Source organism: Marinobacter alexandrii (assembly GCF_005871205.1).
Classification (GTDB): domain Bacteria; phylum Pseudomonadota; class Gammaproteobacteria; order Pseudomonadales; family Oleiphilaceae; genus Marinobacter; species Marinobacter alexandrii.
Genome location: NZ_SWKM01000013.1, coordinates 594,966 through 621,221, shown reverse-complemented (window position 1 = coordinate 621,221; position 26,256 = coordinate 594,966). Strand labels below are relative to the sequence as shown.

Sequence of the window (26,256 nt, the reverse complement as noted above, 5' to 3'; positions counted from 1 at the left end):
GATATGTCTGTAGCACAAAATTACGGTACTGGTCGCCGCAAGACATCCACGGCTCGGGTTTTCATCAAGCCGGGAAGCGGTAACATCTCTATCAACGGTCGCACCATTGAAGATTTCTTCGGTCGTGAGACTCTGCGCATGATCGTTCGTCAGCCGCTGGTTGTAGCGGAATCGGCCGATCGTTTCGATATCAACATCACCGTTAAGGGTGGTGGCATCAGCGGCCAGGCCGGCGCTATTCGCCATGGTCTGACTCGCGCGCTGATGGATTATGACGAAACACTACGTCCGGCTCTGCGCAAAGCGGGTTACGTTACCCGTGACGCCCGTGAAGTCGAGCGTAAGAAAGTGGGTCTGCGGAAGGCGCGTAAGCGTCCTCAGTTCTCCAAGCGTTAATTTCGCTGGAACAGTACCCGAAAAACCCGGCCAATCGGTCGGGTTTTTTTATGCCCGGTTTCTGCACTCGCCAGCTAGGCTGGAGTGGGGCGTGGCCGCCGATAGCGGCTTTCCGACTTGTAAGCCAATGGTAATTTCATTACCATTTGGGCGCTTATATTTTTGGGTTGTGAAGTCCTTTTAGATGCACATTGCCAGCTGTGTTGCGGGCTGTGACATCGCCTGATGGGAGAAAACCATAATGAGTAATGGCGACGTGAGCCAAGGCCGGCGCCGGTTTCTGATTGGCGCTACAGCAGCTGTCGGCGGGGTTGGCGTTGTTGGTGCGGCGGTTCCTTTTCTGGGGTCATGGAACCCCAGTGCAAAGGCCGAGGCGGCCGGTGCACCGGTAACTGTCAATGTCAGCAAGCTGGAACCGGGCCAACAGATTACCGTCGAATGGCGTGGAAAGCCGGTCTGGGTTATCCGCCGGGACAAGGCGATGCTCGACAACATCGAAAAACTGAATGAGACTGTGAAAGACCCTCAGTCAGAAACGCCCCAGCAGCCGCCCTATATCGAGGGTATTTACCGTTCACTGAAACCGGAAATTGCGGTCATTGTTGGCTTGTGCACCCACTTGGGTTGTGTGCCTTCCTATCGTCCGGAAATTGCTCCAGCGGATCTCGGTGAGAACTGGCTCGGGGGGTTGTTCTGCCCCTGTCACGGCTCCAAGTACGACCTTGCCGGTCGAGTCTATGACGCACAGCCAGCGCCCTTGAACCTGGAGGTTCCCCCGTATCGTTACGACGATGATACGACCCTCACGATTGGACTTGATCCGGAGGCGGCGTAATGAACAAGTTGTTGAACTGGGTAGATGAGCGTCTGCCCGTTGTTGATGCTTGGAACAAGCACGTAGGCAAGTACTACGCGCCCAAAAACTTCAACATGTGGTACTTCTTCGGCTCGCTGGCCATGCTGGTGTTGGTTAACCAGTTGATCACCGGTATCTGGCTGACCATGAGCTACAACCCCTCGGCCGAGGGAGCGTTTGCGTCCGTTGAATACATCATGCGCGATGTAGAGTGGGGCTGGCTGCTGCGCTACCTGCATTCCACCGGCGCTTCAGCATTTTTCATCGTCGTCTATCTGCACATGTTCCGGGGTCTGATGTACGGTTCGTACCAGAAGCCCCGTGAGCTGATCTGGATCTTCGGCATGCTGATTTACCTGATGCTGATGGCGGAAGCCTTCATGGGCTACCTGCTGCCTTGGGGTCAGATGTCCTACTGGGGTGCCCAGGTTATCGTAAACCTGTTCGGTGCCATTCCGGTCATCGGTGAAGATCTGTCCCTGTGGATTCGCGGTGACTACCTGATCTCCGGTATCACACTGAACCGCTTCTTTGCCCTGCACGTAGTGGCCCTGCCGATTGTGCTGCTGGGTCTGGTTGTGCTGCACATCCTGGCGCTGCACGAAGTGGGTTCCAACAACCCTGACGGTATCGATATCAAGAAGAACAAGGACGAGAACGGCAACCCCAAAGACGGTATCCCGTTCCACCCTTACTACACTGTGCACGACCTGCTGGGTGTGGCGGTGTTCTTCTTCATCTTCTTCGTGGTGGTGTTCTTCTTCCCCGAGGCGGGTGGTCTGTTTATCGAGAAGCCAAACTTTGAGCCGGCGAATGCGCTGAAGACGCCGGACCACATTGCACCGGTCTGGTACTTCACGCCGTTCTACGCCATGTTGCGTGCGGTCACGGTCGACCTGTTTGGTCTGCCGGCCAAGTTCTGGGGTGTGGTTGTCATGGGTGGCGCCATTGCTATCCTGTTCGTGCTGCCCTGGTTGGATCGCAGCCCGGTTCGCTCCATGCGCTACAAGGGCTGGTTGAGCCGCATCGCGCTTGCCATCCTGGTTGTCAGCTTTGTGGTGCTGGGTTACCTGGGGCTGGTGCCGGCCACTGAGGGTCGTACCACCGTCGCCCAGATTCTGACCGTGCTGTACTTCCTCTACTTCATTCTCATGCCGTTCTACACACGTATGGAAAAAACCAAGCCAGTGCCAGAGAGGGTGACAGGATAATGAGAAAGCTGATTTTTGGTCTTTTCATCGCAATCCTGCCAGCCCTCGGGCTGGCCGCTGGTGGCGGTGTTTCGCTTGATCACATCGAGACGGACCACACCGACAAGGCATCATTGCAGCGTGGCGTGGCTCTGTTCACCAACTACTGCATGGGTTGTCACTCCATGGAATACGCCCGCTACAAGCGGGTGTCCGATGACCTGGACATTCCTGCCGAGCTGTACGAGGAGAATCTGATTTTCACCGGTGCAAAAATCGGTGAGCTGATGAAGAACTCCATGAGCAAGGACATGGCTGCCGACTGGTTTGGCGCACCGCCACCGGACCTGACCCTGGAAACCCGTCTGCGCGGCGAGTCCTGGGTGTATTCCTATCTTCGTGGCTTCTACAAGGACGACAGCCGTCCGCTGGGCGTGAATAACGTGGTCTATGCCAATGTCGGTATGCCTCACGTTATGGTGGGCCTGCAGGGGTTGTGCGCGGTCGAGCCGAAGATCGGTGTCGATGCCAGTGTCGAGCCGTTGAGCGGCAACATCAACAACGCAGACGTCTGCCCGGAATACGCCATCGAAGGCAGCATGTCTGCTGTGGAATTCGATCAGGCTATGTACGACCTGACTAACTTCATGTCCTACATGGGCGATCCAGTTCGGGTAGAGCGTGAGCGTTTGGGCGTATTCGTTCTGATCTTCGTTGCGATCTTCTTCGTCTTCGCCTATCTGCTCAATCGTGAGTACTGGAAGGACGTGCACTAAGAAATAGGGTATAATCCTGTTTCCCGATTTCCAGTGGGCAATAACCGGCCCACTGGAATTTTGCGTTTTTTCGGAATCATTTCGGTTTGTTTACTCGTGAGGTAGTTTTATGGGCGTTGTGACCAAGCGGTCATCAATGACGTTTTTCTCGGATCCGGTCAGCCATTACAGCCACAGGGTGCGTATTGTTCTGGCAGAGAAGGGTGTTACCGTCGACATTGTGGACGTGGATCCTGATAACCCGCCGGCCGAGTTGGCTGACACGAATCCATACAACGCCTTGCCGACGCTGGTCGATCGTGATCTGGTGCTGTACGAGCCCAACATCATGATGGAGTACCTGGACGAGCGTTTCCCACACCCGCCGTTGTTGCCGGTATACCCGGTGGCTCGCGCTAACAGCCGTCTGATGATTCACCGTATCCAGCGCGACTGGTGTGGTCTGGTTGATCAGATCGTAGCCCAGCCGAATGCCAAGGCCTCAGATGCCGCTCGTAAAGAGCTGCGCGAGAGTCTGCTGGCGACTGCGCCGCTGTTTGGTGAAATGCCGTTCTTCCTGTCTGAAGAATTTACCATCGTCGATTGCTGCATCGCCCCGATCCTGTGGCGTCTGCCGGCGCTCGGTGTGGACCTGGACGACAAGCAGGCGCGTCCGCTGCATAAGTACATGGAAAGCATCTTCAGTCGCGAGGGCTTCAAAGCCAGCCTTTCCGACCTCGAAGAAGACATGCGCAGCTAAACGGTCGACACCCGCTATACCGGTCCAGGAGATTGGCAGTGCCTGATAACAGTATCACCATGACATCGAGTCGTCCGTACCTTGTCCGGGCCTTCAACGAGTGGATTCTGGATAACGACTGTACCCCGTACATCGTGGTGGACGCCGGAGTTCAGGGCGTTCAGGTCCCGACTGAGCACGTTGCGAACGGCCAGATCGTGCTGAATATCAGTCCAGGCGCTGTGCGAGGCCTTGTGGTCGGTAACGGTGCCCTGGAGTTCAGCGCGCGCTTTGGTGGTGTGCCGATGCAGGTGTTCATCCCCTTGCAAGCGGTCATGGCCATCTACGCCAAGGAGAACGGTGAGGGCATGGTGTTTGGCAGTGAGCCCGGTTCACCAGATCCGGACGGCACCAGCGACAAGGGTGATTCCGGCTCGGGTGGAGAGGATCGGCCGTCGGGCCGGCCTACGCTCAAGGTCGTGAAATAGCGAATCGATCGTCGAAAAAGCCAGCATCTGCTGGCTTTTTTTATCCCCCGAATAATTTGCTGTCAATCAGTCCGCACAGGGCATTGATGATGACCATGAGCAGGGGGGTTGCTTCGGTGGGCGAGAGGTTATTGAGGGCGATTTCATGGTCTTCCGGGTGCATCAGGGAGGTGATGTCCGATTTCTCCCGAGCGCTCAGCACTACCACGTTCATCTCCCGATCATGGGCGGCCTGAATAGCCTGGATCAGGTTGGCCTTGTGTCCGTCGTCAACAATCACGAACAGCAAGTCACCTGGTTTACCGATGGCGCGCACCTGGCGCGAAAAGGTGTCGTTGAAGCGGTTATCCCGGCAGATGGCCGAGTAGGTCGTGGCGTCCGCCCCCAGGTTAATGGCGGGCAGGGCGGGTCGGTCCTGATCAAACCGGTTCAGTAGTGCGGTGCAGAAGTACTGGGCCAGAACGTTGGCATTGCCGTTGGCGCAGGTGATAATTTTGCCATCCTGCAGCAGGGCGTTGACGAAGGCATCGGCGACTTCCTCGATGGCTGGTCCAGCTGTACTTGCCGCCTGTGCGGTCTGCTCCATGTGGCTGGCGAACCATTGGTTGATCTGGTGTTCGGTGTCCGTCATTACGTCTGTTTACCCTGCGTCAATTGCGTTCTTAATCCATTGTACCCGGTATCTTTTTACGGTTCCCGGGCTTATGGCGATAACATCAATGCGGCTCAGGCAGTCCCATAGTCCATGACGGTGGAGGTAAAAAGCCGCCGCCTGCCGGACTCTGCGCTGTTTTTGAGGGGTGATTGAGCTAGCCGGGTCGGCGAGACTACCAGGTCCGCGATAGCGCACCTCAAAGAATACCAGTGTTTCCCCGTCCTGCCCGATCAGGTCGATCTCACCACCACGGCTGTGGATATTGCGGGCAATGATGCGTACGCCGCGATTGGTCAGGTACCGTGCGGCAACGCCCTCGTAATGGTTGCCTACTGCTTTATTGCCGTCCATGGCAAAACAATCCGTTGTTTGGCGTTTTACTCGCCCTGAACCGTTGAGCCGGGGGTTTCCTCTTCGGCGGTCGCAGCTTCAGTGGGTTCGAGTTCTGGTAGCAGTTCCGGGCGCCCATTGCGAAATTGTGCCCAGAGTTGCTCCCGATGAATGCTGCCGTCGTCGCTCATAGTGAGTTCACCGGTTTGGCCGTTGATGGCCGCCGACTCCACCTGGCGCAACAAGGGGAGGCGCTTGCTCAGTTGCCAGGCGTCGGCTCCCATGGCAAACAGGCGGCCAAGCTGGCCTTGGGTGCCAGAAAGATGTTGTTTGGCTTCGGCTTGCAGCTTGTTCTCCTTGCCAAGGGTCCACGGGGTATCGGTGAAGATCACCTGGTCCAGGTCACGATCCCGGGCCGGATCCGGATCGCCCTCGTAAACGATTGACGGGGAATATACGGGCAGATCGCCGCCAAAGTAGTAGGCAAAAAGAGGCTTGAACTGCCGGGCGATGGTCGGCTCGGCGACCATGATAATGGCTTCGGCATCTTGCCGGCGCCGGGGTTCGAATTCCACGTCCAGTCCGATGGTGCGCTCTACCTGGATTGCGCGGTCCCGGGATACGCTGATGCCCAGCAGGTCGGCGGTTACCGCGCGCAGGTTATCGTCCCGGAAGAAGCGTTCGATGGCCAGGGCCTCACTGCCGTTTTCGGCCATTCGCAGCTTCAAGGCCGTTTCAATCCGGTCGCCCCATTCGCCCTGGGGGATCAGGACCAGAGCATGACGAATGGTCTTGGCCTTGAGTCGGTCGGCAATCTGCCGGGCTTCGTCTTCCGCTGACAGGCCAAACTGGTAGAGACCCTCTGGGGCTTTTTTGCCTGCTGGCAGGTAGTTCAGCCCTAGTGCCGGAACCGGAAGGGTGTTCATTGCGCTGAGGGTGGTCAGTGCTTCCTTCTCAAGCGGTCCGACGATCAGGTCGACGTTTTCCCCGGACAGTTTGCCGTACAGTTCCTTGAACGGCGTGTTCGAAGTATCAACAACCCGGATTTCGGTGACGTCACGGTCAACGGACGGGTCCTGGTAGTAGGCCGCGATAAAGCCATCACGAATGGCTTTGCCAGCGGCGCCCAGGGGGCCGGTCAGCGGCAGCGCGAGTGCAATCTTTTCAGGACGGCTTTCCACCAGGGTCGCAATCAGTTGCAGTTCTGATGGCAAAACCTGGGCGGCCGGGTGTCCGGGCCAGTTGTTTTGCCAGTTCCGTATGGTCCGGCCCTGCTGGTCGAGCTCAATGCCGGGCGCACGTACGGTCATGGCCAGTTCCAGCCAGCCTTCTGCTTCGTAGCCGATGGCTTCGCTGTTTGCGGTTTTCAGTGCCCGATCCGGAACGGTCTTCAGTTGCTGCCAGATCAGGTCGTGCAACTGCTGCGGATTCGCCTGGCTGTCGGTCTGGGTTAGCAGGATCAGGGTCATGGCTGCGGGCAGCGGCTCGCCGGCCAGAGTGTAGGTCTCGGCCTGCAATCGGGCCGCCCGGTTCATCAAATTCGGGCTGTATTCGGTGATACTGTCCGGAGACAGGCTTGCAGCCAGAGTGCGCGCCCAGTCGCTATCGTCCAGAGCGGTGGCGCTTGCCATCGCCAGCAGTCGTTTCTGGCTTTCCAGCCCCGGTGCCGGTTGCGTTAACTGTGGGCTTCGCAGTAGCGTTCGCGCCGCCATATGGTCGCCTTGATCCTGAAACCGGCTGGCAATGCGCAGCAGATAGCGTTGCGCGGTTTCGCGATTGTCTTCCTGGCCGGCAAGCTCCAGCGCCTGCTCCGGACTCTGGGCAACGTGGGACTGAAGGTTTACGCTGGCACAACCGGCGGACAACAGGGCCACGGCAAAGACGGTGGCGAGGGCTCGGTGGTTGACGGGATTTTTGATCATGGCAAGCTCGAACTACTCCGGATAAATGGGCTTGTGGCGCCGATCTGACGGTGGCAAGTTTAACAGCTCCGGGGTTAATTCACATGACGTAAGTGTCATTGTGCAAGCGTCAGAGACAATGAGGCACAGAATTTGAAATCTGAGGGTAGGGAGTCGGTGTCCGAGGCCGGCAAAAAAGAGAAGGCTCAAGGCGTTCTCTATATTGTGGCTACACCCATCGGCAATCTGGACGACTTGTCTGCCCGTGCTGTGTCTGTGCTGAACAGTGTCGAAGTGGTGGCCGCCGAGGACACTCGCCACAGTGGCCGATTGCTGCAGCACTTGGGGTTGAACAAGCGCCTGATTGCGCTGCACGACCACAATGAGCGCGACCGGGCCGGCAGTCTGCTTCAGGAGCTAGAGGCGGGTCGCAATGTTGCGCTGATTTCCGATGCGGGTACACCGCTGATTTCAGACCCGGGCTATGTGCTCGTCCGTGAAGCCCGCAATCGCGGTCTCAAGGTTTCTCCCATCCCGGGGGCCTGTGCCCTGGTTGCGGCTCTCAGTGCTGCCGGCCTGCCCACCGACCGGTTCCTTTTTGTCGGGTTCTTGCCCGCCAAGCGCTCCGGTCGGCGCGCCGCCCTGGAGCAGCAGGTTCGGGAAACGGCAACTCTGGTGTTCTACGAATCGCCCCACCGCATTCTGGATGCAGTGAGCGATATCGCCGCGGTGTTTGGCGAGGAGCGGGAAATTGTCCTTGGTCGTGAACTGACCAAAACCTTTGAGACCTTTTATTCCGGCAGTGTCGCTGAGGTGCTGGCAACCCTGGAGGCTGATCCGCACGGCACCAAGGGTGAGTTCGTGGTGATGATTCGCGGTGCCGAGCCGGTGGCCAGTGACGATGACGCTGGGACTTTGGACGTAGATCGCCTGCTCAAGCTGCTGTTGCCCGAATTGCCGGTAAAAAAAGTGGCTAAACTGGTGGCTGAACTGAGCGGGCGGCCAAAGAACGAGCTTTATCAACGGGCGTTGGAGCTGAAGTAGGCATTTCTACGCCGGTACTTTTCCTTGCAAGGCCTGTAGGGCAAGAGTATGGTCTCGACCGAGCTCGCCAGACAGTCGCCGCCGGTTTTTGACCGGGGGAGGAAAGTCCGGGCTCCGCAGGGCAAGGTGCCAGGTAACGCCTGGGCGGTGAGAGCCGACGGAAAGTGCAACAGAAAGTAGACCGCCTAAGCGCCTTCGGGCGCCGGTAAGGGTGAAACGGTGCGGTAAGAGCGCACCGCGTGACTGGCAACAGTTCACGGCGATGGTAAACCCCACCTGGAGCAAGACCAAATAGGAATCCTATGGCGTGGCCCGCGCTGGATTCGGGTAGGTTGCTTGAGGTCTGTGGTGACGCAGACCCTAGATGAATGACTGTCCACGACAGAACCCGGCTTATCGGCGAACTCATTTCTCTTCTCCTTATAACACGCACCACCATTGGTGGTGCGTGTTATAGCCAAAGATTCTCAAACCTAACTTGCCTTCTTCAGACTTTTTTGCAGGTGTTTGATTTTCCTTCTTTTCTTATCCGTAATCTCGCCGTCATCTTAAATCATTCGCTGTAACCTCTTGTCATAAAAGGAACTTTTGCCAGTGCGACGCTGTTCGCGGCGCTTGCATTGTGTATTGCGTGTTTCTATAGTGTGCAGAAGTGGGAAAAAGTGGTTTGTAGTGGTTTTTTGTGGTTTTGAGCCCCCAGAGACGGTGTAGATGAGCAATTTTCTCGGCAGTCATGCCATCAATATGGATGCGAAGGGTCGCCTGGCGATCCCCGCCAAGCTGCGCGAAGAACTCGCGCAGCTCTGTGGTGGGCGCATTGTATTGACGGCCAATGCTGATGAAGAACGGTGTTTGCTGGTTTATCCCGAGCCCGAATGGGAGGCGCTGCGACCCAAGATTGAAGCGCTACCCAACATGAACAAGGCGGCGCGCCGGTTGCAGCGATTGCTGCTTGGTAATGCGGCGCCCATGGAGCTGGACTCCGCGGGGCGTATCCTGATTCCACCGACACTGAGAAGTTACGCTCATCTAGAGAAGAAGCTGATGTTGATTGGTCAGGGTAAAAAACTGGAATTGTGGAGTGAGGAGCGCTGGCTTGCCTGGCTCGATGAATCCTCCGGCGACGATGATATGCCCCCTGAGATGGAGGCGCTGTCCCTATGACCTCCGGACGTAAGCAGAAGGCCGGGGCCGCGTTCTCGCATCGCTCGGTACTTCTGGATTCGGCGGTCGACTACCTGGTCAATGATCCCGAGGGCGTCTATGTCGACGCCACCTTTGGTCGTGGTGGTCACAGTCGGCTGGTTTTGGGGCACCTGGGGGAACAGGGGCACCTTCTGGGCATCGATAAAGACCCAGAGGCCATTCGGGTGGCCGAAAAACTGGCGGCTGAAGATGCACGATTTTCCTGGTTTCACGGTTCCTTCGCGGATTTGAGCGTGGCACTTGAGCGTAAGCAGTGGCCGACCGTAAACGGCGTTCTGATGGATCTCGGTGTCTCCTCGCCGCAGTTGGATGATGCTTCGCGAGGCTTCAGCTTCATGCGTGATGGCCCGCTGGATATGCGGATGAATCCGCAGCAGTCCCCGAGCGCGGCGGAATGGCTGGCCGAGGCGGACGAAAAGGACATTGCCGATGTCATCTATCGATACGGCGAGGAGCGTTTCTCCCGCCGTATCGCCCGTTTAGTGGTGGCGCGCCGTCAGGAAGAGGCCATTGAAACCACCCGCCAACTCGCCGAATTGGTGAGCGAGGCAGTACCCAAGAAAGAAAAACACAAGCACCCGGCGACCCGGACCTTTCAAGCCATTCGGATTTTCATCAATCGGGAGCTTGAGGATCTGGAAGTAGGGCTGAAGGTAGCGGCTGATCGGCTTGCGCCCGGTGGCCGGCTGGTTGTGATCAGTTTTCATTCCCTCGAAGACCGGGTGGTGAAGCGGTTTATGCGTGATCTCGCGCGCGGCCCGCAACTGCCAAAAGGCATTCCGGTGACTGCCGATCAGGAAGCTTCGGCGTTTCGCCTGATAGGCAAGGCGGCGAAAGCTGGTGCGGAAGAGGTTGGAGATAATGTCAGGGCCCGGAGCGCAGTTATGCGCGTTCTGGAACGAATTGATTCAGGTAATAAGTCGAAGGGGAGCGCCTAACCATGGGTGCGGTAGCAATCGAACAGCCAGTTAAAGCGGTCAAGCTCAACAAGCAGCGGATGCGTGTGGGTGTTGCCACGGCCGTGCGGATTTCTCGGCAGGTTTTTGATGCCACGCGGCAGCGCAATGTCATGATTTCAATGGCATTGGTGACATTGCTGGTGGCCTCATCCATTGGCGTCGTGGTCAGCGCCCATGAGAACCGCGAGCTATTCAATACGCTGTCCCAGTTGCAGGGCGAGCGCGACCGCTATCAGCGGGAGTGGAGCCAGTTGTTGCTGGAGCAGAGTGCCTTGAGTGCCCATGGCCGGGTCGAAACGCTTGCAGCGGAGCGTTTCGGGATGGTCGTTCCAGGGCGCCAGGATATCGTTCTGGTACCACTGATGTCGCCGGCGTTGGCACGCTAATAAACGAAAACAACAACCGTCAGGGTGATTGATTTGTCCGGTCAGGGAACGCAGAAAACATGGAGCCAGCGATTGGCGTCCGGCCTCAAGGCCTGGCGCTATGGCTCCGTGCTGGGCGTTTTTCTGCTGGTGGTCGTAGCTCTTGGCTGGCGCTTGGTTGATCTGCATATCGTTGATAACGATTTTCTGCGTCAGCAGGGTGACGTTCGAACCATTCGCGTCGAGTCCATTGACGCCCATCGCGGCGTAGTCTCTGACCGATACGGTGAGCCGCTGGCAGTTAGTACTCCGGTTCAGACTCTTTGGGCTAACCCTTCCGAGATGGATGCAGGTGAGGCCCGCCTGACCAACCTTTCCCGGCTACTCAATATTAGCGAGGCCGGGCTTCGTGAACGCTTGGAAACCTACGCCGATCGTGAGTTCATCTACCTGCGCCGGAAGGTTCAGCCTGGCCTTGCTAAAGAAGTGATGGCGCTGGATATCGACGGTGTTTATTCCCGTCAGGAGTACCGTCGTTATTATCCGGCCGGGGAAGTGACTGCTCACATTGTTGGCTTCACCAATATTGATGAGCGCGGGCAGGAAGGCATGGAGCTGGCGTATAATCAATGGCTGTCCGGGGAATCTGGTCGCAAGCGCGTACTCAAGGACAACCGTGGTCGGGTTATCAAGGACCTGACCCTTATTCGTGATGCCAGCCCCGGCCACAATCTTCAGCTCAGCATTGATCTCCGTCTTCAATATTTGGCCTATCGGGAGCTTAAGGCGGTGGTTCAGGCGCACAGTGCCAGGGGCGGAACCCTGGTGATGCTGGATGTGGATACCGGCGAGGTGCTCGCGATGGCGAACCAGGGCTCCTACAACCCCAATGATCGCAGCCAACTGGCCCCGGAAAATCTCCGAAACAAAGCGATTACCGATCTGTTCGAGCCCGGTTCAACCATGAAGCCGATCTCGATGGCGGCGGCGCTTGAGTCCGGCGATTACTCAGTCAACACCACTATCGACACGTCACCCGGCTATCGCCGGTTTGGTCGATTCACCATTCGTGATCATCGCAATTATGGTGCGATCAACCTCACCGATATCATTGCCAAATCCAGCAACGTCGGCATAAGCATGATTGCCACCGACATTGGTGGTGACACCATCCGAAACCTCTACAGCCGGCTCGGGCTCGGACAGCCAACGGGTATCGGCTTCCCTGGCGAGGCAGTTGGCGTGCTGCCGTCACCGCCAAAATGGCGTCCGGTTGAGGAGGCAACGCTGTCGTACGGCTACGGCATGAGCGTCAACGCTCTGCAGCTAGCCCAGGCCTACATGGTGATTGCCAATGGTGGGGTCCGTTATCCGTTGAGCCTGATCAAGCTGGACGGGGAACCTGTGGGACAGCGGGTACTCTCAGAAAAGGTGACCTACGAAGTCAGGAACATGCTTCGGGAAGTGGTTTCCCGTGGCACCGGTAAGCGCGCCCAGCCGGGCTTTTACTCCGCTGGCGGCAAGACCGGAACGGTTCACCTGGTTGGAAAGCAGGGTTACGAGGACAGCCAATATAAGGCGATCTTTGCTGGTATGGCCCCGATCGATAACCCCCGAATTGTCACGGTTGTAGCGGTGGATGCGCCTCAGTCCGGCGAATATTACGGTGGTGAAGTTGCTGCGCCGGTATTCGCCCGGGTCATGAGTGACGCATTGCGACTGTTGAATGTGAAGCCGGAACTGGAAGTCGGTGGCGCGAATGCGCCGGTGAAGACAGCCGGGGAGCGAGGGTAGGCCTATGTGCATCACATCACTCAGCACGTTGTTACAGGGGATTGTGTCCGTGCCGTCGGTGTTCGACGTGACCATTCACGGGCTCAAAACGGATAGCCGAACGGTGAAGTCCGGGGATGCCTTTGTCGCCCTTGCTGGCGCCAAGACTCCTGCGGATCATTACCTCGAACAGGCCATCGCCGCGGGCGCGACGGTGGTGCTGCTGGAATCGTCCGAACCGGGTGAATGCTCGGAATTTCAGGGTGCCTTGCTGGTTCCGGTGGTGGGCCTGCGTGACTGTCTGGGCGAAATCGCGGACCGGTTCTTTGAACACCCGTCCCAGCGTCTGCGCCTGATTGGTGTTACCGGCACCAACGGCAAAACCTCGGTCAGCCAATACATTGCGGCGCTGCTGAAAGATACCGGAACGCCTTGCGGTGTTCTGGGTACGCTCGGTTACGGCATGCCCGGCGCATTGCAACCGGCGACCCACACCACGCCAGACGTGGTGCAGATCAACCGTATGTTGTCCCGCATTCTGGCTCAGGGCGGCCGCGCCGCGGTGATGGAAGTGTCTTCCCATGCCCTGGACCAGGGCCGGGTTGATGGTCTGACCATTGTCGCCGGGGTATTCACCAACCTGACCCGTGACCACCTTGATTACCACGGCTCGATGGAAGCGTACGGCGAAGCCAAGGCGCGCCTGTTTGACCGGGAAGCCGTGCACGTCTCGGTGATCAATTTTGACGACCCATTTGGGCGGCAGCTGTTTGACCAGCTCGACGGTCAGTGCGACCGGGTTCGCTACAGTCTCCACGAAGCCCAGACCGAACTCTGGCTGAAGTCTTTCCGACCCACGGATGAAGGCTTTGATGCGACTGTGGATGGCCAGTGGGGAGCGTTCGACATCGCCGTGCCCTTGATGGGTAGCTTTAACGCCAGCAATGTCCTGGCCGCTATGGCAACCGTGCTGAGTCTGGGTGTGCCCATTGAGCGGGTGCAGCAGGCGGTGAGTAGCCTGACGCCACCTCCGGGCCGGCTGGAAAAGTTCAGTGGCGCCAATGGTGTCCGGGTTGTGGTGGATTACGCCCACACCCCGGATGCGCTGGCCAACGCTCTGGCGGCCCTACGCCCCCACGTGACCGGACGCCTGATCTGCGTGTTCGGTTGTGGCGGCGATCGGGACAGTGGCAAGCGCCCGGAAATGGCGCGCGAGGCAGAAACGCAGGCCGACATCGTCATCGTTACCGACGACAACCCGCGCAGCGAAGATCCCGTCGTGATTGCCAGTGATATCGTGGCCGGCTTTTCCGCCCCGGATCGGGCGTCGGTGATTCACGACCGGGCAGAAGCCATTCAGACGGCGATCCAGATGGCGACGTCGGACGATCTGGTTCTGATTGCAGGAAAAGGCCACGAGGCGTACCAGGAAGTGGCCGGTCAGAAAATTCCGTTCAGTGACGCAGAGCAGGTCCAGCACGGCTTGAACCTGAATGGTGGTGTGGCATGATGCGCGCCTTCTCGCTGGCGGAAGCCCAGCAGTGGACCGGTGCTACCTGCGCCAGACCAGGACTTGAGGGAGTCCAGTTTACTGGCGTTTCCACGGACACCCGGTCAATTGGGCCGGGGCAACTGTTCGTCGCCTTGCGGGGAGATAATTTTGACGGTCACCGCTTCCTGCAGATGGCCCGTGACCGTGGTGCGGTGGCCGCCGTTGTGGATGAGGCGGACGCCACCGTGGACCTTCTGCAACTGGTGGTGTCCGATACCATTAACGCCTTGGCCCAGCTGGCCGGTGGCAATCGCAACGAAAGCACCGCCCGATTGGTGGCCGTGACCGGCAGCAGTGGCAAGACCACCGTTCGGGAAATGACCGCGGCAATCCTCGCGCAACTGGGTCCGACACTGGCCACCAGTGGCAACCTGAACAACCACATTGGCGTACCGCTGACCCTGTTTGGGCTGGCACCGGAACACCGCTATGGCGCCATTGAGTTGGGCGCCAGCGGGCTGGGCGAAATTGCCCACACCGTGGCCATTACCCGGCCCCAGGTTGTGGTGCTGACCAACGCTGGCTCGGCGCATCTGGAAGGATTTGGCAGCTACGAGAACATTGTCCAGGCCAAGGGCGAAATCATCGAAGGTGTCGAAGATGACGGTCTGGTAGTGCTGAACCGCGACGACCCCGCCTTTGACCAATGGCAGGCGCGGGCAGGGCATCGCCGCGTGGTCAGTGTCAGCCGGCAGGGCCGCACCGACGCCGATTACGGCGTGAAAGCGGTTCAATCGCAGGCACTCGGTCAGGCGTTCCAGGTCATCGGGCCAGACGGATGGAGTTGCACCGTAGGCCTGGCACTCGCGGGTGAGCACAACCAGACCAACGCCATGCTGGCCATTGCCGCCGCCCGGGAGCTGGGTGCTGATGATCAGGCCATCGTCGCCGGACTGGCGGCGTTAGCGCCGGTTAAGGGCCGCCTGCAGAATATCGAGCTCGCGCCAGGGTTGACTGTCATTGATGACAGTTACAACGCCAACCCGGCGTCTATGAAGGCAGCGCTCAGTGTCCTGGCCAAGCAGCCGGGCGAACGCATCGCCGTGTTCGGCGCCATGGCCGAACTGGGCCCGCAGGCCAAGGCCCTGCACCGGGAAGTGGGTGAATTCGCCCGTACTGAACAGATTGAACGTTTGCTGACCGTTGGCCCTGGCTGTGAAGGCTATGCCGAGGGCTTTGGTGCAGCGACAGAGGTATATCAGACCCACGAAGACGCCGTTAACGCTGTGATCAGCGCGAAGCAGTCGCCGCTGACGGTGTTGGTGAAGGGGTCCCGCAGTTCTGCCATGGATCGCGTGGTAGAGGGAATTAAAGACAAGGTGAATAACTCATGCTGCTCTGGCTGACAGAGGTTCTATCACAATATTTCTCGGCACTGACCGTGTTTCAGTACCTGACCCTGCGTGGGATCCTGGGTACCCTCACGGCGCTGCTGATCTCACTGATCATCGGACCGGTGATGATTCGCAAGCTGAGCCAGTACCAGATCGGCCAGGCAGTACGCGACGATGGCCCGCAAACCCATCTGAGCAAAGCTGGCACGCCGACCATGGGTGGCGCCCTGATTTTGGTGGCCATCGGTATCAGCACGCTGCTGTGGGCCGATCTCAGTAACCGCTACGTCTGGATCACCCTATCGGTCACGCTGTTGTTCGGGGCCATCGGCTGGGTCGACGACTACCGCAAGGTCGTGGAGCGCAACCCCCGTGGTCTGCCGGGGCGCTGGAAGTACTTCTGGCAGTCGGTCATTGGTGCCGCGGCTGCTATCGCCCTGTTCTTCAGCTCGTCGATGCCCCAGGAAACCTCCCTGTATGTGCCGTTCGTCAAGCAGGTATCACTGACACTTGGCCCGGTCATTTTCATCCTGTTGACTTATTTCGTCATCGTCGGCAGCAGTAATGCGGTGAACCTCACCGACGGCCTGGATGGCCTGGCGATCATGCCTACGGTAATGGTCGCCGGTGCACTGGGGATTTTCGCCTACCTGTCCGGCCACGCCCAGTTCGCCAACTACCTGCTGATTCCTCACCTGCCGGGAACCGGTGAGCTGATTGTTTTCTGCGGTGCGATCGTGGGTGCCGGGCTCGGTTTCCTCTGGTTCAACACCTATCCGGCCCAGGTCTTCATGGGCGATGTCGGCGCGTTGGCTCTCGGCGCCGCGCTGGGTGTGGTTGCAGTGGTGGTCCGCCAGGAGATCGTGCTGTTCATCATGGGTGGCGTGTTCGTCATGGAGACGGTGTCGGTGATCCTGCAGGTGGCCTCGTTCCGCCTCACCGGTCGGCGGATTTTCCGTATGGCGCCGTTGCACCACCATTTTGAATTAAAAGGCTGGCCTGAGCCGCGGGTAATCGTGCGCTTCTGGGTGGTCACCGTGGTTCTGGTCCTGATTGGCCTGGCCAGTCTGAAAATACGCTAAGGGTTGGCATCGTCTATGAGCGTCATTGTTTCGGATCGTCGCACATTGGTAGTAGGGCTCGGTAAAACCGGGCTCTCCTGCGTGCGCTATCTGTCCGAGCAGGGGCGGGATATCGCGGTTGCCGACAGTCGCGAAGCGCCTCCTGGCCTGGACGAGTTGCGCGCAGGCTGGCCAGATGTGCCGGTTCACCTGGGGCCGTTCGATGCGGACCTGTTCTCCGGCTTCAACGAATTGGTTGTTAGCCCGGGTATCGACGTTGCAGAGCCGGCGATCAAACAGGCCGCACAGGCCGGCGCCCGAATTCGGGGCGATATTGACCTGTTCGCCGAAGCTGCGGATGCGCCGATCGTGGCTATCACGGGTTCCAATGGGAAAACTACGGTTACCACCTTGGTCGGTGAGATGGCTCTGGCAGCCGGTCGCAAGGTCGAAGTGGGTGGCAACATCGGCACGCCGGCGTTGGATCTGCTTGGCCGTGGCGCTGACCTCTATGTATTGGAGCTGTCCAGCTTCCAACTGGAAACCACAGAGGGTCTGCATGCACTGGCGGCCACCGTGCTGAATGTCAGTGACGACCACATGGATCGGTACCCGAACAAAATGGCTTATTTCCAGGCCAAGCAACGCATCTTCCAGGGCTGCAAAACCGCCGTGGTGAATCTGGACGATGCCTTGAGCACGCCAATGGCACGGGAAGGGTTGCAGTTCATCTGTTACGGATTCCATCGGGTCAATCCGGAGACCTTCAGTACCCGCGACGATGACAACGGAACCTGGGTGACCTTTGGCTTCGACAATCTGCTGCGAACCAGTGAACTGTCACTCATGGGGCACCACAACGTCAGCAATGTGATGGCGGCCCTCGGCCTTGGCCGCGCAGCCGGACTGCCGATGGATGTGATGCTGGAGGTGGCACGCAAGTTCCGGGGGTTGCCGCATCGCTGCGAATTTATCCGTCAGGTAGCCGGTGTTGACTACATCAACGACTCCAAGGGCACCAACGTTGGCGCCTCGGTGGCGGCGATTGAAAGCCTGGCGCCGGAACAGGGCAAGGTGGTGCTGATTGCCGGCGGTGAGGGCAAGGGTGCGGATTTCGCACCGTTGCAGGCGCCGGCACTGTTGCATTGTCGGGCATTGGTGCTGATTGGCCGCGATGCCGGGCTGATTGCCGACGCTGTGGGTACCGGTGTTGAGTGTCATCAGGTCAAAACGCTGGCGGACGCGGTATCAACCGCCGGTAAGCTGGCCCAGACTGGCGACCGGGTCCTGTTTTCACCGGCCTGCGCCAGCTTCGATATGTTCCGCGACTACCTCGATCGCGGCCAGCAGTTCCGCGCATTAGTGGAGGCGCTCTGATGCAGACCGGAGTCGCCGCACCAAACCGACATCAGTGGCTGGGTGAAATCCAGCCGCTGCCGATGCTGGTGATCAGCTCGGTGGCGCTACTGGTGATGGGGGTGGTGATGATTTCCTCGGCGTCCATGGATATGGCGGCCGAGACCATGGGTAACAGCTACCACTATGTTATCCGCCAGTTGTTGTTTGCCGCGCTGGGTTGCGGCATGGCCCTGGTGGCGGTGAATGTGCCGGTTGCCTGGTGGGAACGTAGTGGCTGGTTACTGCTCGGGGTTGGACTGCTGGCCCTGGTGCTGGTGTTGACGCCGCTGGGGCGGACCGTCAACGGCTCCACTCGCTGGATCCCGTTTGGCCTGTTTAACGTGCAGGTCTCGGAAGTCGCCAAGTTGTGCCTGATTGCCTATCTGGCCGGGTACGTGGTGCGCCGCCGGGACGAGTTGCTGAACACCTGGCCAGGCTTTCTCAAGCCCTTGGTCGTGCTGGGGGTTGCCTCGGTGTTGCTGGTTATTCAGCCGGATTTTGGTGCCACGGTAGTGCTGGTATCGGCCGCCGCCGGCATGATTTTCCTCAGTGGCGTCCGGCTCAGCCGGTTCGTGCCGCTGATTGTGATCCTGGTGGTGCTGGGGTCGCTGTTGGTGCTGACCCAGCCTTATCGACTGAAGCGGGTGGTCAGTTATCTCGATCCCTGGAAAGACCAGTTCGACAGCGGCTATCAGCTGACCCAGTCGCTGATCGCCTTTGGCCGGGGAGACTGGGGCGGTGTCGGGCTCGGCAACTCGATCCAGAAATTGTTTTATCTGCCCGAGGCCCACACGGACTTCGTGTTTGCGATTATCGCCGAGGAATTCGGATTGTTGGGATCGTTGATCGTGCTGGCCCTGTTCACTCTGTTGGTGGTCAGCGGCTTCGTGATTGCCCGCCGGGCAGAGAAAGCAGATATGCCCTTTGGTGCCTGCTTTTCCTACGGCATCACGCTGCTGATCGGTCTGCAGGCAACCATCAACATCGCGGTCAGTACCGGCATGCTGCCGACCAAGGGCCTGACCCTGCCACTGGTGAGCTATGGCGGTTCAAGTTTGATGATTATGTGCGTGAGTATTGGCGTTCTGGCTCGAGTGGAAATGGAGCGTTTGGACAAAGTTCGTCTGGCCGGCGAAAAGACCGGTCGCCGAACCCGGGGAGGCGCTGCCTATGAGTGAGCAACGTCGGTTCCTGATGATGGCCGGTGGCACCGGTGGTCATGTGTTTCCTGCGTTGGCTACGGCCAGGGCGCTTGAGGCACAGGGCCATCAGGTGTTCTGGCTGGGCGCCAGCGGCGGCATGGAACAGCGACTGATCGGCGATACCGACATCCCGCTGTCGCTAATCCATATTTCCGGACTGCGCGGTAAGGGCAAGCTGGCGTTGTTGAAAGCACCATTTCGTCTGATGCGCGCATTGGGCGAGGCGTTCACCATCATGCGCCGTATTCGTCCCCACTGCGTGGTCGGCATGGGTGGCTTCGTCACCGGCCCGGGCGGCGTTGCGGCCTGGCTGACCCGGACACCGCTGGTGATTCATGAGCAGAACGCGGTTGCCGGAATGACCAACCGGATTCTGGTTCGGTTTGCAGAAACTGTGCTGGAGGCCTTCCCGGGCAGTTTCGGTGCCGGTGTGGTTACCCGCTGCACGGGCAACCCGGTGCGCCAGGATCTGGCCCGGCTACCTACGCCGGAAGACCGCATGACCGAGCACGAGGGAGCGCTGCGGGTACTTATTGTGGGTGGCAGTCTCGGTGCCGAGGTGTTTAACCGGCAAGTGCCGGAAGCGCTGGCGGCAATGGACGAGGCTGACCGCCCGGTCATCCGTCATCAGTGTGGTGAAAAGCATTTGGAGGCGGCCCGGTCCGCCTATGAACAGCAGGGGCTGGATGTGAATGTCGAGCCCTTCATCAAGGATATGGCCGAGGCCTATGCCTGGGCCGATTTGGTGCTCTGCCGTGCTGGAGCGCTGACGGTGTCTGAACTGTGCGCGGCTGGGGTCGGAGCGATTCTGGTGCCCTTTCCCCACGCGGTTGATGACCATCAGACCAAGAACGGTCAGCAGATGGTCGCGGCCGGAGCGGCGGTGCTGATTCCCCAGACCCGGCTGACCCCGGAAAACCTGGCAGAGACCCTGGCTGATCTAGGACGCGACCGGACCCGCGTAATCAACATGGCGAAGGCCGCGCGCACGTTGGCCCGCCCCGATGCAACGGAGAGAGTTGTGAATTATTGTCTGGAGGCCGCCAATGGCTGACCCAACTAATCCGCCGCTGGTTTACCAGGTGCCGGAAATGCGCCGTATCCGCCACATCCATTTCGTGGGTATTGGCGGCGCCGGTATGAGTGGTATCGCAGAAGTGCTCAAGAACCAGGGTTACGACGTTTCAGGTTCCGATCTGAAATCCGGAGCGGTAACCAAGCGCCTGGAAGCCATGGGTATTGAAGTGCACATTGGCCACCGTGCCGAGAACAGTGGCAAGGCCGATGTGGTGGTCGTGTCCACCGCGGTATCAGCGGACAACCCGGAAGTGGCTGCTGCCCGCAGTCGCCGGGTGCCGATTGTACCGCGGGCCGAGATGCTCGCCGAGATCATGCGCTATCGCCATGGCATTGCAGTGGCAGGCACCCACGGTAAGACCACAACCACCAGCCTGATTGCCTCAGTGCTGGGCGAAGCCGGGCTGGATCCCACCTTTGTTATCGGTGGCAAGCTCAACAGCGCCGGTACCAATGCCCAACTGGGCGGTTCCCGTTATCTGGTGGCGGAGGCCGATGAGAGCGATGCCTCGTTCCTGCACCTGACACCGGTGATTTCGGTGGTGACCAACATCGAAGCCGATCACATGGACACCTACGGCGGTGATGTCGAGAAGCTGAAGCAGACCTTCGTCGATTTCCTGCATAACCTGCCGTTCTATGGGGTCGCCGTGATGTGTGTGGACGACGCCTACGTCCGCGAAATTATTCCGCGCATTTCCCGCGCCATCATCACCTACGGAATCGACAACCCGGAGGCGGATTACCGCGCGGAACAGATTCAATCAGACGGCCTGCGTACCCGCTTTGTGGTGAAGCGCCCCAGTGGCCGGTCCGATCTGTCGGTAGAACTGAAAATGCCGGGTCGCCATAACGTCCTGAATGCGGTGGCGGCGATTGCCGTGGCTACCGACGAGGGTGTGGACGACGCCGCTATCTGTAAGGGCCTGGCAAGTTTTGCCGGCGTCGGGCGCAGGTTTCAGGTTTACGGTGATTACCAGACGCCAAAGGGCAACATCACCCTGGTGGACGATTACGGCCACCATCCCACCGAGGTGGAGGCGGTCATCCGCGCTGCCCACGATGCCTGGCCGGGCCGACGTCTGGTGATGCTCTATCAGCCCCATCGCTACAGCCGTACCCGCGACCTGTACGAGGACTTCGTGCGGGTGCTGTCTGAAGTCGACGGCCTGTTGCTGATGGATGTCTATTCAGCAGGTGAAGCCGCCATTCCCGGTGCTGATGGCCGGGCTCTCTGTCGGAGCATCCGGCAGCGGGGCAAGGTTGAGCCGATGTTTGTGGAAGACAACAACGAAATCGAAAGCCTGCTGGCGAACGTGCTGCAGGACGGTGACCTGCTGATGACTCAGGGCGCCGGAGATATTGGTGGTGTGGCGGCCAGATTGGCCGCAGCAGGAGTAATTGCCAGTGAGTGACATGCAACATCCCGAACCCCAGCCCTATCAGGCACCCCCTGAACTCGTGCGAGCGCTGGGGCGCGTGGCCGTATTCATGGGGGGAGATTCCGCGGAGCGGGACGTGTCCCTGAAAAGCGGAAAGGCCGTGCTTGCGGCCCTGGTTTCCGCCGGCGTTGATGCCTTTGCCGTGGATGTCCGTGGTTGCCTGTTGAAGACCGTGGAAGCTCCGGATTTTGACCGGGTCTTCATCGCCCTGCACGGGCGCGGTGGCGAGGATGGCACGCTCCAGGCGATTCTCGCCCAGGCGGAGATTCCGTACACCGGGAGTGAAGTGCTGGCGTCGGCACTTGCCATGGACAAGTTACGCACCAAGTACGTGTTCGAGGGCTGTGGTCTGCCGACACCGAAGTTCCGCACCATGTCGTCTGCCGATGAAGCAGAGAAAATCGTGGCGGAGCTGCGGGTGCCATTAAGCGTAAAGCCGTCCCGCGAGGGCTCCAGCATCGGCATCCGTAAGGTCAACACCGCCGAGGAGCTGGTAGAAGCCTACGAGGAAGCCGAGGTGCTGGATACCCTGGTATTGGTGGAAGAGTGGATTGAAGGGCCGGAGTTCACCGTCAGCCTGCTTCAGGACCGGGCCCTGCCGGCCATTGGCTTGAGCACTGACCACGTGTTCTACGACTACGACGCCAAGTACCTGGCCGACGACACCCGGTACCGGATTCCCTGTGGCTTGGCGACCGACGACGAGATCCGTCTGCAGCAGCTGGCTCTGGATGCGTTCCGGGTGGTGGGCTGCCGGACCTGGGGACGTGTCGACATCATGCAGGATGACGACGGTCAGTTCTGGTTGCTGGAAGTGAATACGGTGCCAGGTATGACCGACCATAGCCTGGTGCCCATGGCGGCCAAGGCGGCGGGCATCAGCTTTGAGGAGCTGGTGGTCCGGATACTCCGTGACACCCTGGTTTGTAACACCAAGGAGGGTAGCGATGCTTGAGACACTGCTGATCCGGAGTCGGGCGGAACCGTCCGATCCCCCGCGGCGCCGGGGGGCTACGTCCCTCGGCCCGGAGCGGGACCGGTTTGGCGTGTTGAAGGCAGTGCTGGCCACCGTGCCCTGGTTACAGGTTGGCATGGGGGCAGTAATCGTACTGCTTGCAGCGCTGGTGCCCTGGGGCACCGGCAAGGTGCTGGGAGCCATGGATCAGCAGATTCTGGCGGTCGACGTGAATGGCGAGTTGATGGGTGACAGCAAAGTTGCGATTGAACGTGCTGCCGGCAACTGGATTGGTAAGAGCTACTTCGCCACTGACCTGTCGGAGATCAAGGACAGCCTGGAGCGTCGGCCCTGGGTTGAATCAGCGGCTGTGCGCCGGGTCTGGCCGGATCGGTTGGCCATCGACATTCGCGAAAAGAAGCCATTGGCCTATTGGACCGATGGTCGTCTGGTTAGCCGTACCGGCGAGCTGTTTTTGCCGCCCAATCCGGAGGTGGCTGGTCGGCTGCCGAAGCTGGCGGGGCCCGATGAGAGAGTTCGGGATGTCATTCGCATGGCGCAGACAATGAGTGAGCAACTGGTCGGCCATGGCTTGAACTTCGCAGGTTTGTCGCTGGAACAGCGTGGTGCATGGACCCTGAAACTGGCCAACGGCATCGAAGTGGTGCTGGGCCGGGATCAGGTAGAGCAAAGGTTCGAACGGTTTATCACAGTTTATGAAACCCGACTGGCGTCACGGTCGGACGAAGTCAGTCGGGTTGATGCCCGCTACACCAACGGTGTGGCGGTGCAATGGAAGGCGGCGCAAGCCGCTTCCGGCCCGAAATCATAGCAACGGTTAATTCAGACCACGGTTTGGTGAGATACATGTCATCGGTTGAAACGGAAAACATGATTGTCGGCCTCGATATCGGAACATCCAAGGTGGTTGCGATAGTCGGCAAGCGCAAGATGGACGGCACCATTGAGGTGGTGGGCATTGGTTCCCATCCTTCACGGGGGCTCAAGCGTGGGGTGGTGGTAAACATCGAAACCACCGTCCAGGCCATCCAGCGTGCGGTGGAAGAGGCTGAGCTCATGGCGGGGTGCCGTATTCACTCGGTGTATGCCGGCATTGCCGGTAGTCACATCAAGAGCCTGAACTCCCATGGCATTGTCGCAATCCGCGATCGTGAAGTGACCCAGGCTGATATCGATCGGGTCATTGATGCGGCCCAGGCGGTAGCGATTCCGGCGGACCAGAAAATCCTGCACATCCTGCCGCAGGAGTTCGTGATTGACAGCCAGGAAGGCATCAAGGAGCCGATGGGCATGTCTGGTGTCCGGCTTGAAGCCAAGGTGCACCTGGTGACCTGTGCCGTTAACGCCGCCCAGAACATTGAAAAATGCGTCAAGCGCTGCGGTCTCGAGGTGGATGACATCATCCTGGAGCAACTGGCCTCCAGCCACGCCATTTTGACCGAAGACGAAAAAGAACTGGGTGTCTGTGTCGTCGACATTGGTGGCGGAACCACCGACATCGCGGTCTTCACCGGCGGTGCCATTCGCCACACCGCGGTCATCCCCATTGCCGGCGACCAGGTCACCAATGACATCGCCATGGCGCTGCGCACACCCACGCAGAACGCCGAGGAAATCAAGATCAAGTATGCCTGTGCCCTGACACAGCTGGCCGGGGCCGATGAAACCATCAAGGTTCCGAGCGTTGGCGATCGTGCGCCTAGAGACCTGTCCCGTCAGGCCCTGGCGGAAGTGGTCGAACCGCGCTACGAGGAGCTGTTCACGCTGGTCCAGTCCGAGCTGCGCCGGTCAGGGTTCGAGGACATGATCCCGGCAGGCATCGTTATCACGGGCGGTTCCTCCACCATGGAAGGCGTGGTGGAACTGGCCGAGGAAATCTTCCACATGCCGGTAAGGCTGGCCTGTCCGCAGGCGGTCTCGGGCATGACGGAAGTGGTCAACAACCCGATTTACGCCACGGGCGTCGGGTTGCTGATCCATGGCTTCCGCCAGATGGATCTTGGGCGGGCGCCGGTGCTCAAGGGTGAAGAAGCACCCTCGCTGTTTGAGCGCATGAAAGCCTGGTTTACGGGGCAGTTCTGACCGAGCCAGGGATGCAGAAAACGAAGGTATCTCGAATAAACATTCTCGAAAAAACAGCCTGGAAAGGCTGAACTAACAGCACGAAGGAGTAGGGGAAATGTTTGAACTCGTCGATAATGTCCAGCAAAACGCTGTCATTAAAGTCGTCGGTGTAGGCGGAGGCGGCGGCAACGCCGTGCGTCACATGCTTAACAGCGACATCGAAGGTGTGGAGTTTATCTGCGCCAACACAGATGCCCAGGCATTGACCGATATGGATGCGCGCCAGATCATTCAGCTTGGTGGCAACATTACCAAGGGGCTTGGTGCCGGCGCGAATCCAGAAGTCGGGCGCCAGTCGGCCCTGGAAGATCGCGACCGTATTGCAGAATCCCTGCAAGGCGCGGACATGGTCTTCATCACCGCAGGCATGGGTGGCGGTACCGGTACCGGCGCTGCTCCGGTGGTGGCCGAAGTGGCTCGCGAACTTGGCATCCTGACCGTGGCTGTGGTTACCAAGCCATTCACCTTTGAAGGTGGCAAGCGCATGAGCGTCGCCGAGGCCGGCCTGAAGGAGCTGGAAGAGTGCGTCGACTCGCTAATCACCATCCCGAACGAAAAGCTGCTGGCGGTCATGGGCAAGAAGACCAGCCTGCTGGACGCCTTTGCCTCGGCCAACGATGTGCTGTTGGGAGCGGTTCAGGGTATCGCTGATCTGATTACCCGCAACGGCATGATCAACGTCGACTTTGCCGACGTGAGGACGGTGATGTCTGAAATGGGCATGGCGATGATGGGCACCGCTCGCGCCACCGGCGAAAACCGAGCCCGCGAAGCTGCCGAAGCCGCTGTGCGCAGCCCGCTTCTGGAAGATATCAACCTGCAGGGTGCCAAGGGTATTCTGGTCAACATCACCGCCGGCATGGATCTCAACCTGGGCGAATTCTCCGAGGTTGGCGACATTGTGCGTGAGTTTGCCTCCGATTCCGCCACCGTTGTTGTGGGCACTGTGATTGATCCGGAAATGACCGATGAACTGAAGGTCACTGTAGTAGCTACTGGCCTCGGTGGAGACCGGGAAAAGCCCACCAAGGTGGTGGACAACTCCCGCACACTCGATGGCACAACCGATTACAACCAGTTAGATCGTCCGGCGGTTCTGCGTCGTCGCGCTGTGTCTCACGGCAACGTTGCGATTGACCAGAGCAAGGAAAGTGAAGAGCAGGGAGTCGACTATCTCGATATTCCCGCATTCCTGCGACGTCAGGCTGATTGATAGTCTGTTGCAAGTGTGATCCGGGTATAGTTGTTGCCGGTCCAGATTCGAGAGCTGGAGCAGCAAAAAGGAACCATTAATCCGGATAAACGTGCGCTGATTACCAAGCGTTGGCTTATTGTAAATTTGACGCAAAGCCGCGTTGGTTAAATGGTACTCAGTCTTACTTTCTGATATTCTCCGGGCAGATTTTTGCTCAGAATATCGACATTTTGTGACG

At 59.1% G+C, this 26,256-nt stretch carries 25 protein-coding genes and 1 other RNA gene; 23 read left to right on the top strand and 3 right to left on the bottom strand.

Annotated features, from left to right (window positions below):
- The first annotated feature begins 3 nt into the window (after positions 1-3).
- From rpsI to FCS96_RS13830, 6 genes are all read left to right on the top strand, one after another.
- Positions 4-396: a 30S ribosomal protein S9 gene (gene rpsI / locus FCS96_RS13855; RefSeq protein ID WP_041340250.1), complete on the top strand. Its 393-nt coding sequence runs from the start codon at positions 4-6 to the stop codon at positions 394-396.
- A 241-nt stretch (positions 397-637) separates the two neighbouring features.
- Positions 638-1,231, top strand: a complete 594-nt coding sequence (gene petA, locus FCS96_RS13850; RefSeq protein ID WP_138440953.1) for a ubiquinol-cytochrome c reductase iron-sulfur subunit — start codon at positions 638-640, stop codon at positions 1,229-1,231.
- Positions 1,231-2,463: a cytochrome b gene (locus tag FCS96_RS13845; protein ID WP_138440952.1), complete on the top strand. Its 1,233-nt coding sequence runs from the start codon at positions 1,231-1,233 to the stop codon at positions 2,461-2,463. The genes petA and FCS96_RS13845 overlap by 1 nt, the downstream gene beginning before the upstream one ends.
- Positions 2,463-3,218 (top strand): cytochrome c1, encoded by a 756-nt coding sequence (locus FCS96_RS13840; protein ID WP_138440951.1) that lies wholly within the window; start codon positions 2,463-2,465, stop codon positions 3,216-3,218. The genes FCS96_RS13845 and FCS96_RS13840 overlap by 1 nt, the downstream gene beginning before the upstream one ends.
- Before the next feature lie 109 nt (positions 3,219-3,327).
- Positions 3,328-3,957, top strand: coding sequence for a glutathione S-transferase N-terminal domain-containing protein (locus FCS96_RS13835; protein WP_041340254.1), 630 nt, complete (start codon positions 3,328-3,330; stop codon positions 3,955-3,957).
- A gap of 59 nt (positions 3,958-4,016) precedes the next feature.
- Entirely contained in the window at positions 4,017-4,424 is a 408-nt protein-coding gene (locus tag FCS96_RS13830) for a ClpXP protease specificity-enhancing factor (protein WP_138440990.1), read from the top strand.
- Between the two features lie 40 nt (positions 4,425-4,464).
- On the opposite strand, the gene FCS96_RS13825 is transcribed toward FCS96_RS13830, so the two are convergent.
- Genes FCS96_RS13825 through FCS96_RS13815 form a run of 3 tightly spaced genes read right to left on the bottom strand, consistent with a single transcriptional unit; the run spans position 4,465 to position 7,331 of the window.
- Positions 4,465-5,055 carry a D-sedoheptulose-7-phosphate isomerase gene (locus FCS96_RS13825; protein WP_138440950.1) on the bottom strand — a complete coding sequence of 197 codons (591 nt, stop codon included), beginning with the start codon at positions 5,053-5,055 and terminating at the stop codon, positions 4,465-4,467.
- A gap of 9 nt (positions 5,056-5,064) precedes the next feature.
- On the bottom strand, positions 5,065-5,430 hold the full coding sequence (locus FCS96_RS13820) for a YraN family protein (protein WP_138440949.1): 366 nt from the start codon (positions 5,428-5,430) through the stop codon (positions 5,065-5,067).
- A gap of 26 nt (positions 5,431-5,456) precedes the next feature.
- Entirely contained in the window at positions 5,457-7,331 is a 1,875-nt protein-coding gene (locus FCS96_RS13815; protein WP_138440948.1) for a penicillin-binding protein activator, read from the bottom strand.
- Between the two features lie 132 nt (positions 7,332-7,463).
- Here FCS96_RS13815 and rsmI point away from each other — a divergent pair, with 132 nt between their 5' ends.
- The 17 genes from rsmI (at position 7,464) to ftsZ (ending at position 26,036) form a co-directional block, all read left to right on the top strand.
- Complete coding sequence (gene rsmI / locus FCS96_RS13810) at positions 7,464-8,354, top strand: 16S rRNA (cytidine(1402)-2'-O)-methyltransferase (RefSeq protein ID WP_228264106.1); 891 nt, start codon at positions 7,464-7,466, stop codon at positions 8,352-8,354.
- 59 nt (positions 8,355-8,413) lie between these two features.
- Positions 8,414-8,766, top strand: an RNA gene (rnpB, locus tag FCS96_RS13805) — RNase P RNA component class A.
- Between the two features lie 299 nt (positions 8,767-9,065).
- The gene (mraZ, locus tag FCS96_RS13800; RefSeq protein ID WP_138440947.1) at positions 9,066-9,518 is read left to right on the top strand and encodes a division/cell wall cluster transcriptional repressor MraZ; all 453 of its coding nucleotides are present in this window, start codon (positions 9,066-9,068) and stop codon (positions 9,516-9,518) included.
- The gene (gene rsmH / locus FCS96_RS13795) at positions 9,515-10,498 is read left to right on the top strand and encodes a 16S rRNA (cytosine(1402)-N(4))-methyltransferase RsmH (RefSeq protein ID WP_138440946.1); all 984 of its coding nucleotides are present in this window, start codon (positions 9,515-9,517) and stop codon (positions 10,496-10,498) included. Before mraZ ends, rsmH begins: the two co-directional genes overlap by 4 nt.
- 2 nt (positions 10,499-10,500) lie before the next feature.
- Entirely contained in the window at positions 10,501-10,905 is a 405-nt protein-coding gene (ftsL, locus tag FCS96_RS13790; RefSeq protein ID WP_138440945.1) for a cell division protein FtsL, read from the top strand.
- Between the two features lie 33 nt (positions 10,906-10,938).
- Positions 10,939-12,678, top strand: coding sequence for a peptidoglycan D,D-transpeptidase FtsI family protein (locus FCS96_RS13785; protein ID WP_138440944.1), 1,740 nt, complete (start codon positions 10,939-10,941; stop codon positions 12,676-12,678).
- Between the two features lie 4 nt (positions 12,679-12,682).
- Complete coding sequence (locus FCS96_RS13780; RefSeq protein WP_138440943.1) at positions 12,683-14,167, top strand: UDP-N-acetylmuramoyl-L-alanyl-D-glutamate--2,6-diaminopimelate ligase; 1,485 nt, start codon at positions 12,683-12,685, stop codon at positions 14,165-14,167.
- Complete coding sequence (locus FCS96_RS13775; RefSeq protein WP_138440942.1) at positions 14,164-15,555, top strand: UDP-N-acetylmuramoyl-tripeptide--D-alanyl-D-alanine ligase; 1,392 nt, start codon at positions 14,164-14,166, stop codon at positions 15,553-15,555. Before FCS96_RS13780 ends, FCS96_RS13775 begins: the two co-directional genes overlap by 4 nt.
- Complete coding sequence (mraY, locus tag FCS96_RS13770; RefSeq protein WP_138440941.1) at positions 15,540-16,625, top strand: phospho-N-acetylmuramoyl-pentapeptide-transferase; 1,086 nt, start codon at positions 15,540-15,542, stop codon at positions 16,623-16,625. Before FCS96_RS13775 ends, mraY begins: the two co-directional genes overlap by 16 nt.
- 15 nt (positions 16,626-16,640) lie before the next feature.
- On the top strand, positions 16,641-17,981 hold the full coding sequence (gene murD / locus FCS96_RS13765) for a UDP-N-acetylmuramoyl-L-alanine--D-glutamate ligase (protein ID WP_138440940.1): 1,341 nt from the start codon (positions 16,641-16,643) through the stop codon (positions 17,979-17,981).
- Entirely contained in the window at positions 17,981-19,180 is a 1,200-nt protein-coding gene (gene ftsW, locus FCS96_RS13760) for a putative lipid II flippase FtsW (RefSeq protein WP_138440939.1), read from the top strand. Before murD ends, ftsW begins: the two co-directional genes overlap by 1 nt.
- A complete protein-coding gene (gene murG / locus FCS96_RS13755) occupies positions 19,173-20,258 on the top strand; it encodes an undecaprenyldiphospho-muramoylpentapeptide beta-N-acetylglucosaminyltransferase (RefSeq protein ID WP_138440938.1) in 1,086 nt (361 codons plus the stop codon). Before ftsW ends, murG begins: the two co-directional genes overlap by 8 nt.
- Entirely contained in the window at positions 20,251-21,696 is a 1,446-nt protein-coding gene (murC, locus tag FCS96_RS13750; protein ID WP_138440937.1) for a UDP-N-acetylmuramate--L-alanine ligase, read from the top strand. Before murG ends, murC begins: the two co-directional genes overlap by 8 nt.
- A gap of 1 nt (position 21,697) precedes the next feature.
- Entirely contained in the window at positions 21,698-22,678 is a 981-nt protein-coding gene (locus FCS96_RS13745; protein ID WP_138440988.1) for a D-alanine--D-alanine ligase, read from the top strand.
- On the top strand, positions 22,671-23,510 hold the full coding sequence (locus FCS96_RS13740) for a cell division protein FtsQ/DivIB (RefSeq protein WP_138440936.1): 840 nt from the start codon (positions 22,671-22,673) through the stop codon (positions 23,508-23,510). The genes FCS96_RS13745 and FCS96_RS13740 overlap by 8 nt, the downstream gene beginning before the upstream one ends.
- A gap of 35 nt (positions 23,511-23,545) precedes the next feature.
- Positions 23,546-24,781 (top strand): cell division protein FtsA, encoded by a 1,236-nt coding sequence (gene ftsA, locus FCS96_RS13735; RefSeq protein WP_138440935.1) that lies wholly within the window; start codon positions 23,546-23,548, stop codon positions 24,779-24,781.
- A 97-nt stretch (positions 24,782-24,878) separates the two neighbouring features.
- Positions 24,879-26,036: a cell division protein FtsZ gene (ftsZ, locus tag FCS96_RS13730; protein WP_138440934.1), complete on the top strand. Its 1,158-nt coding sequence runs from the start codon at positions 24,879-24,881 to the stop codon at positions 26,034-26,036.
- The last annotated feature ends 220 nt before the right edge of the window (positions 26,037-26,256 follow it).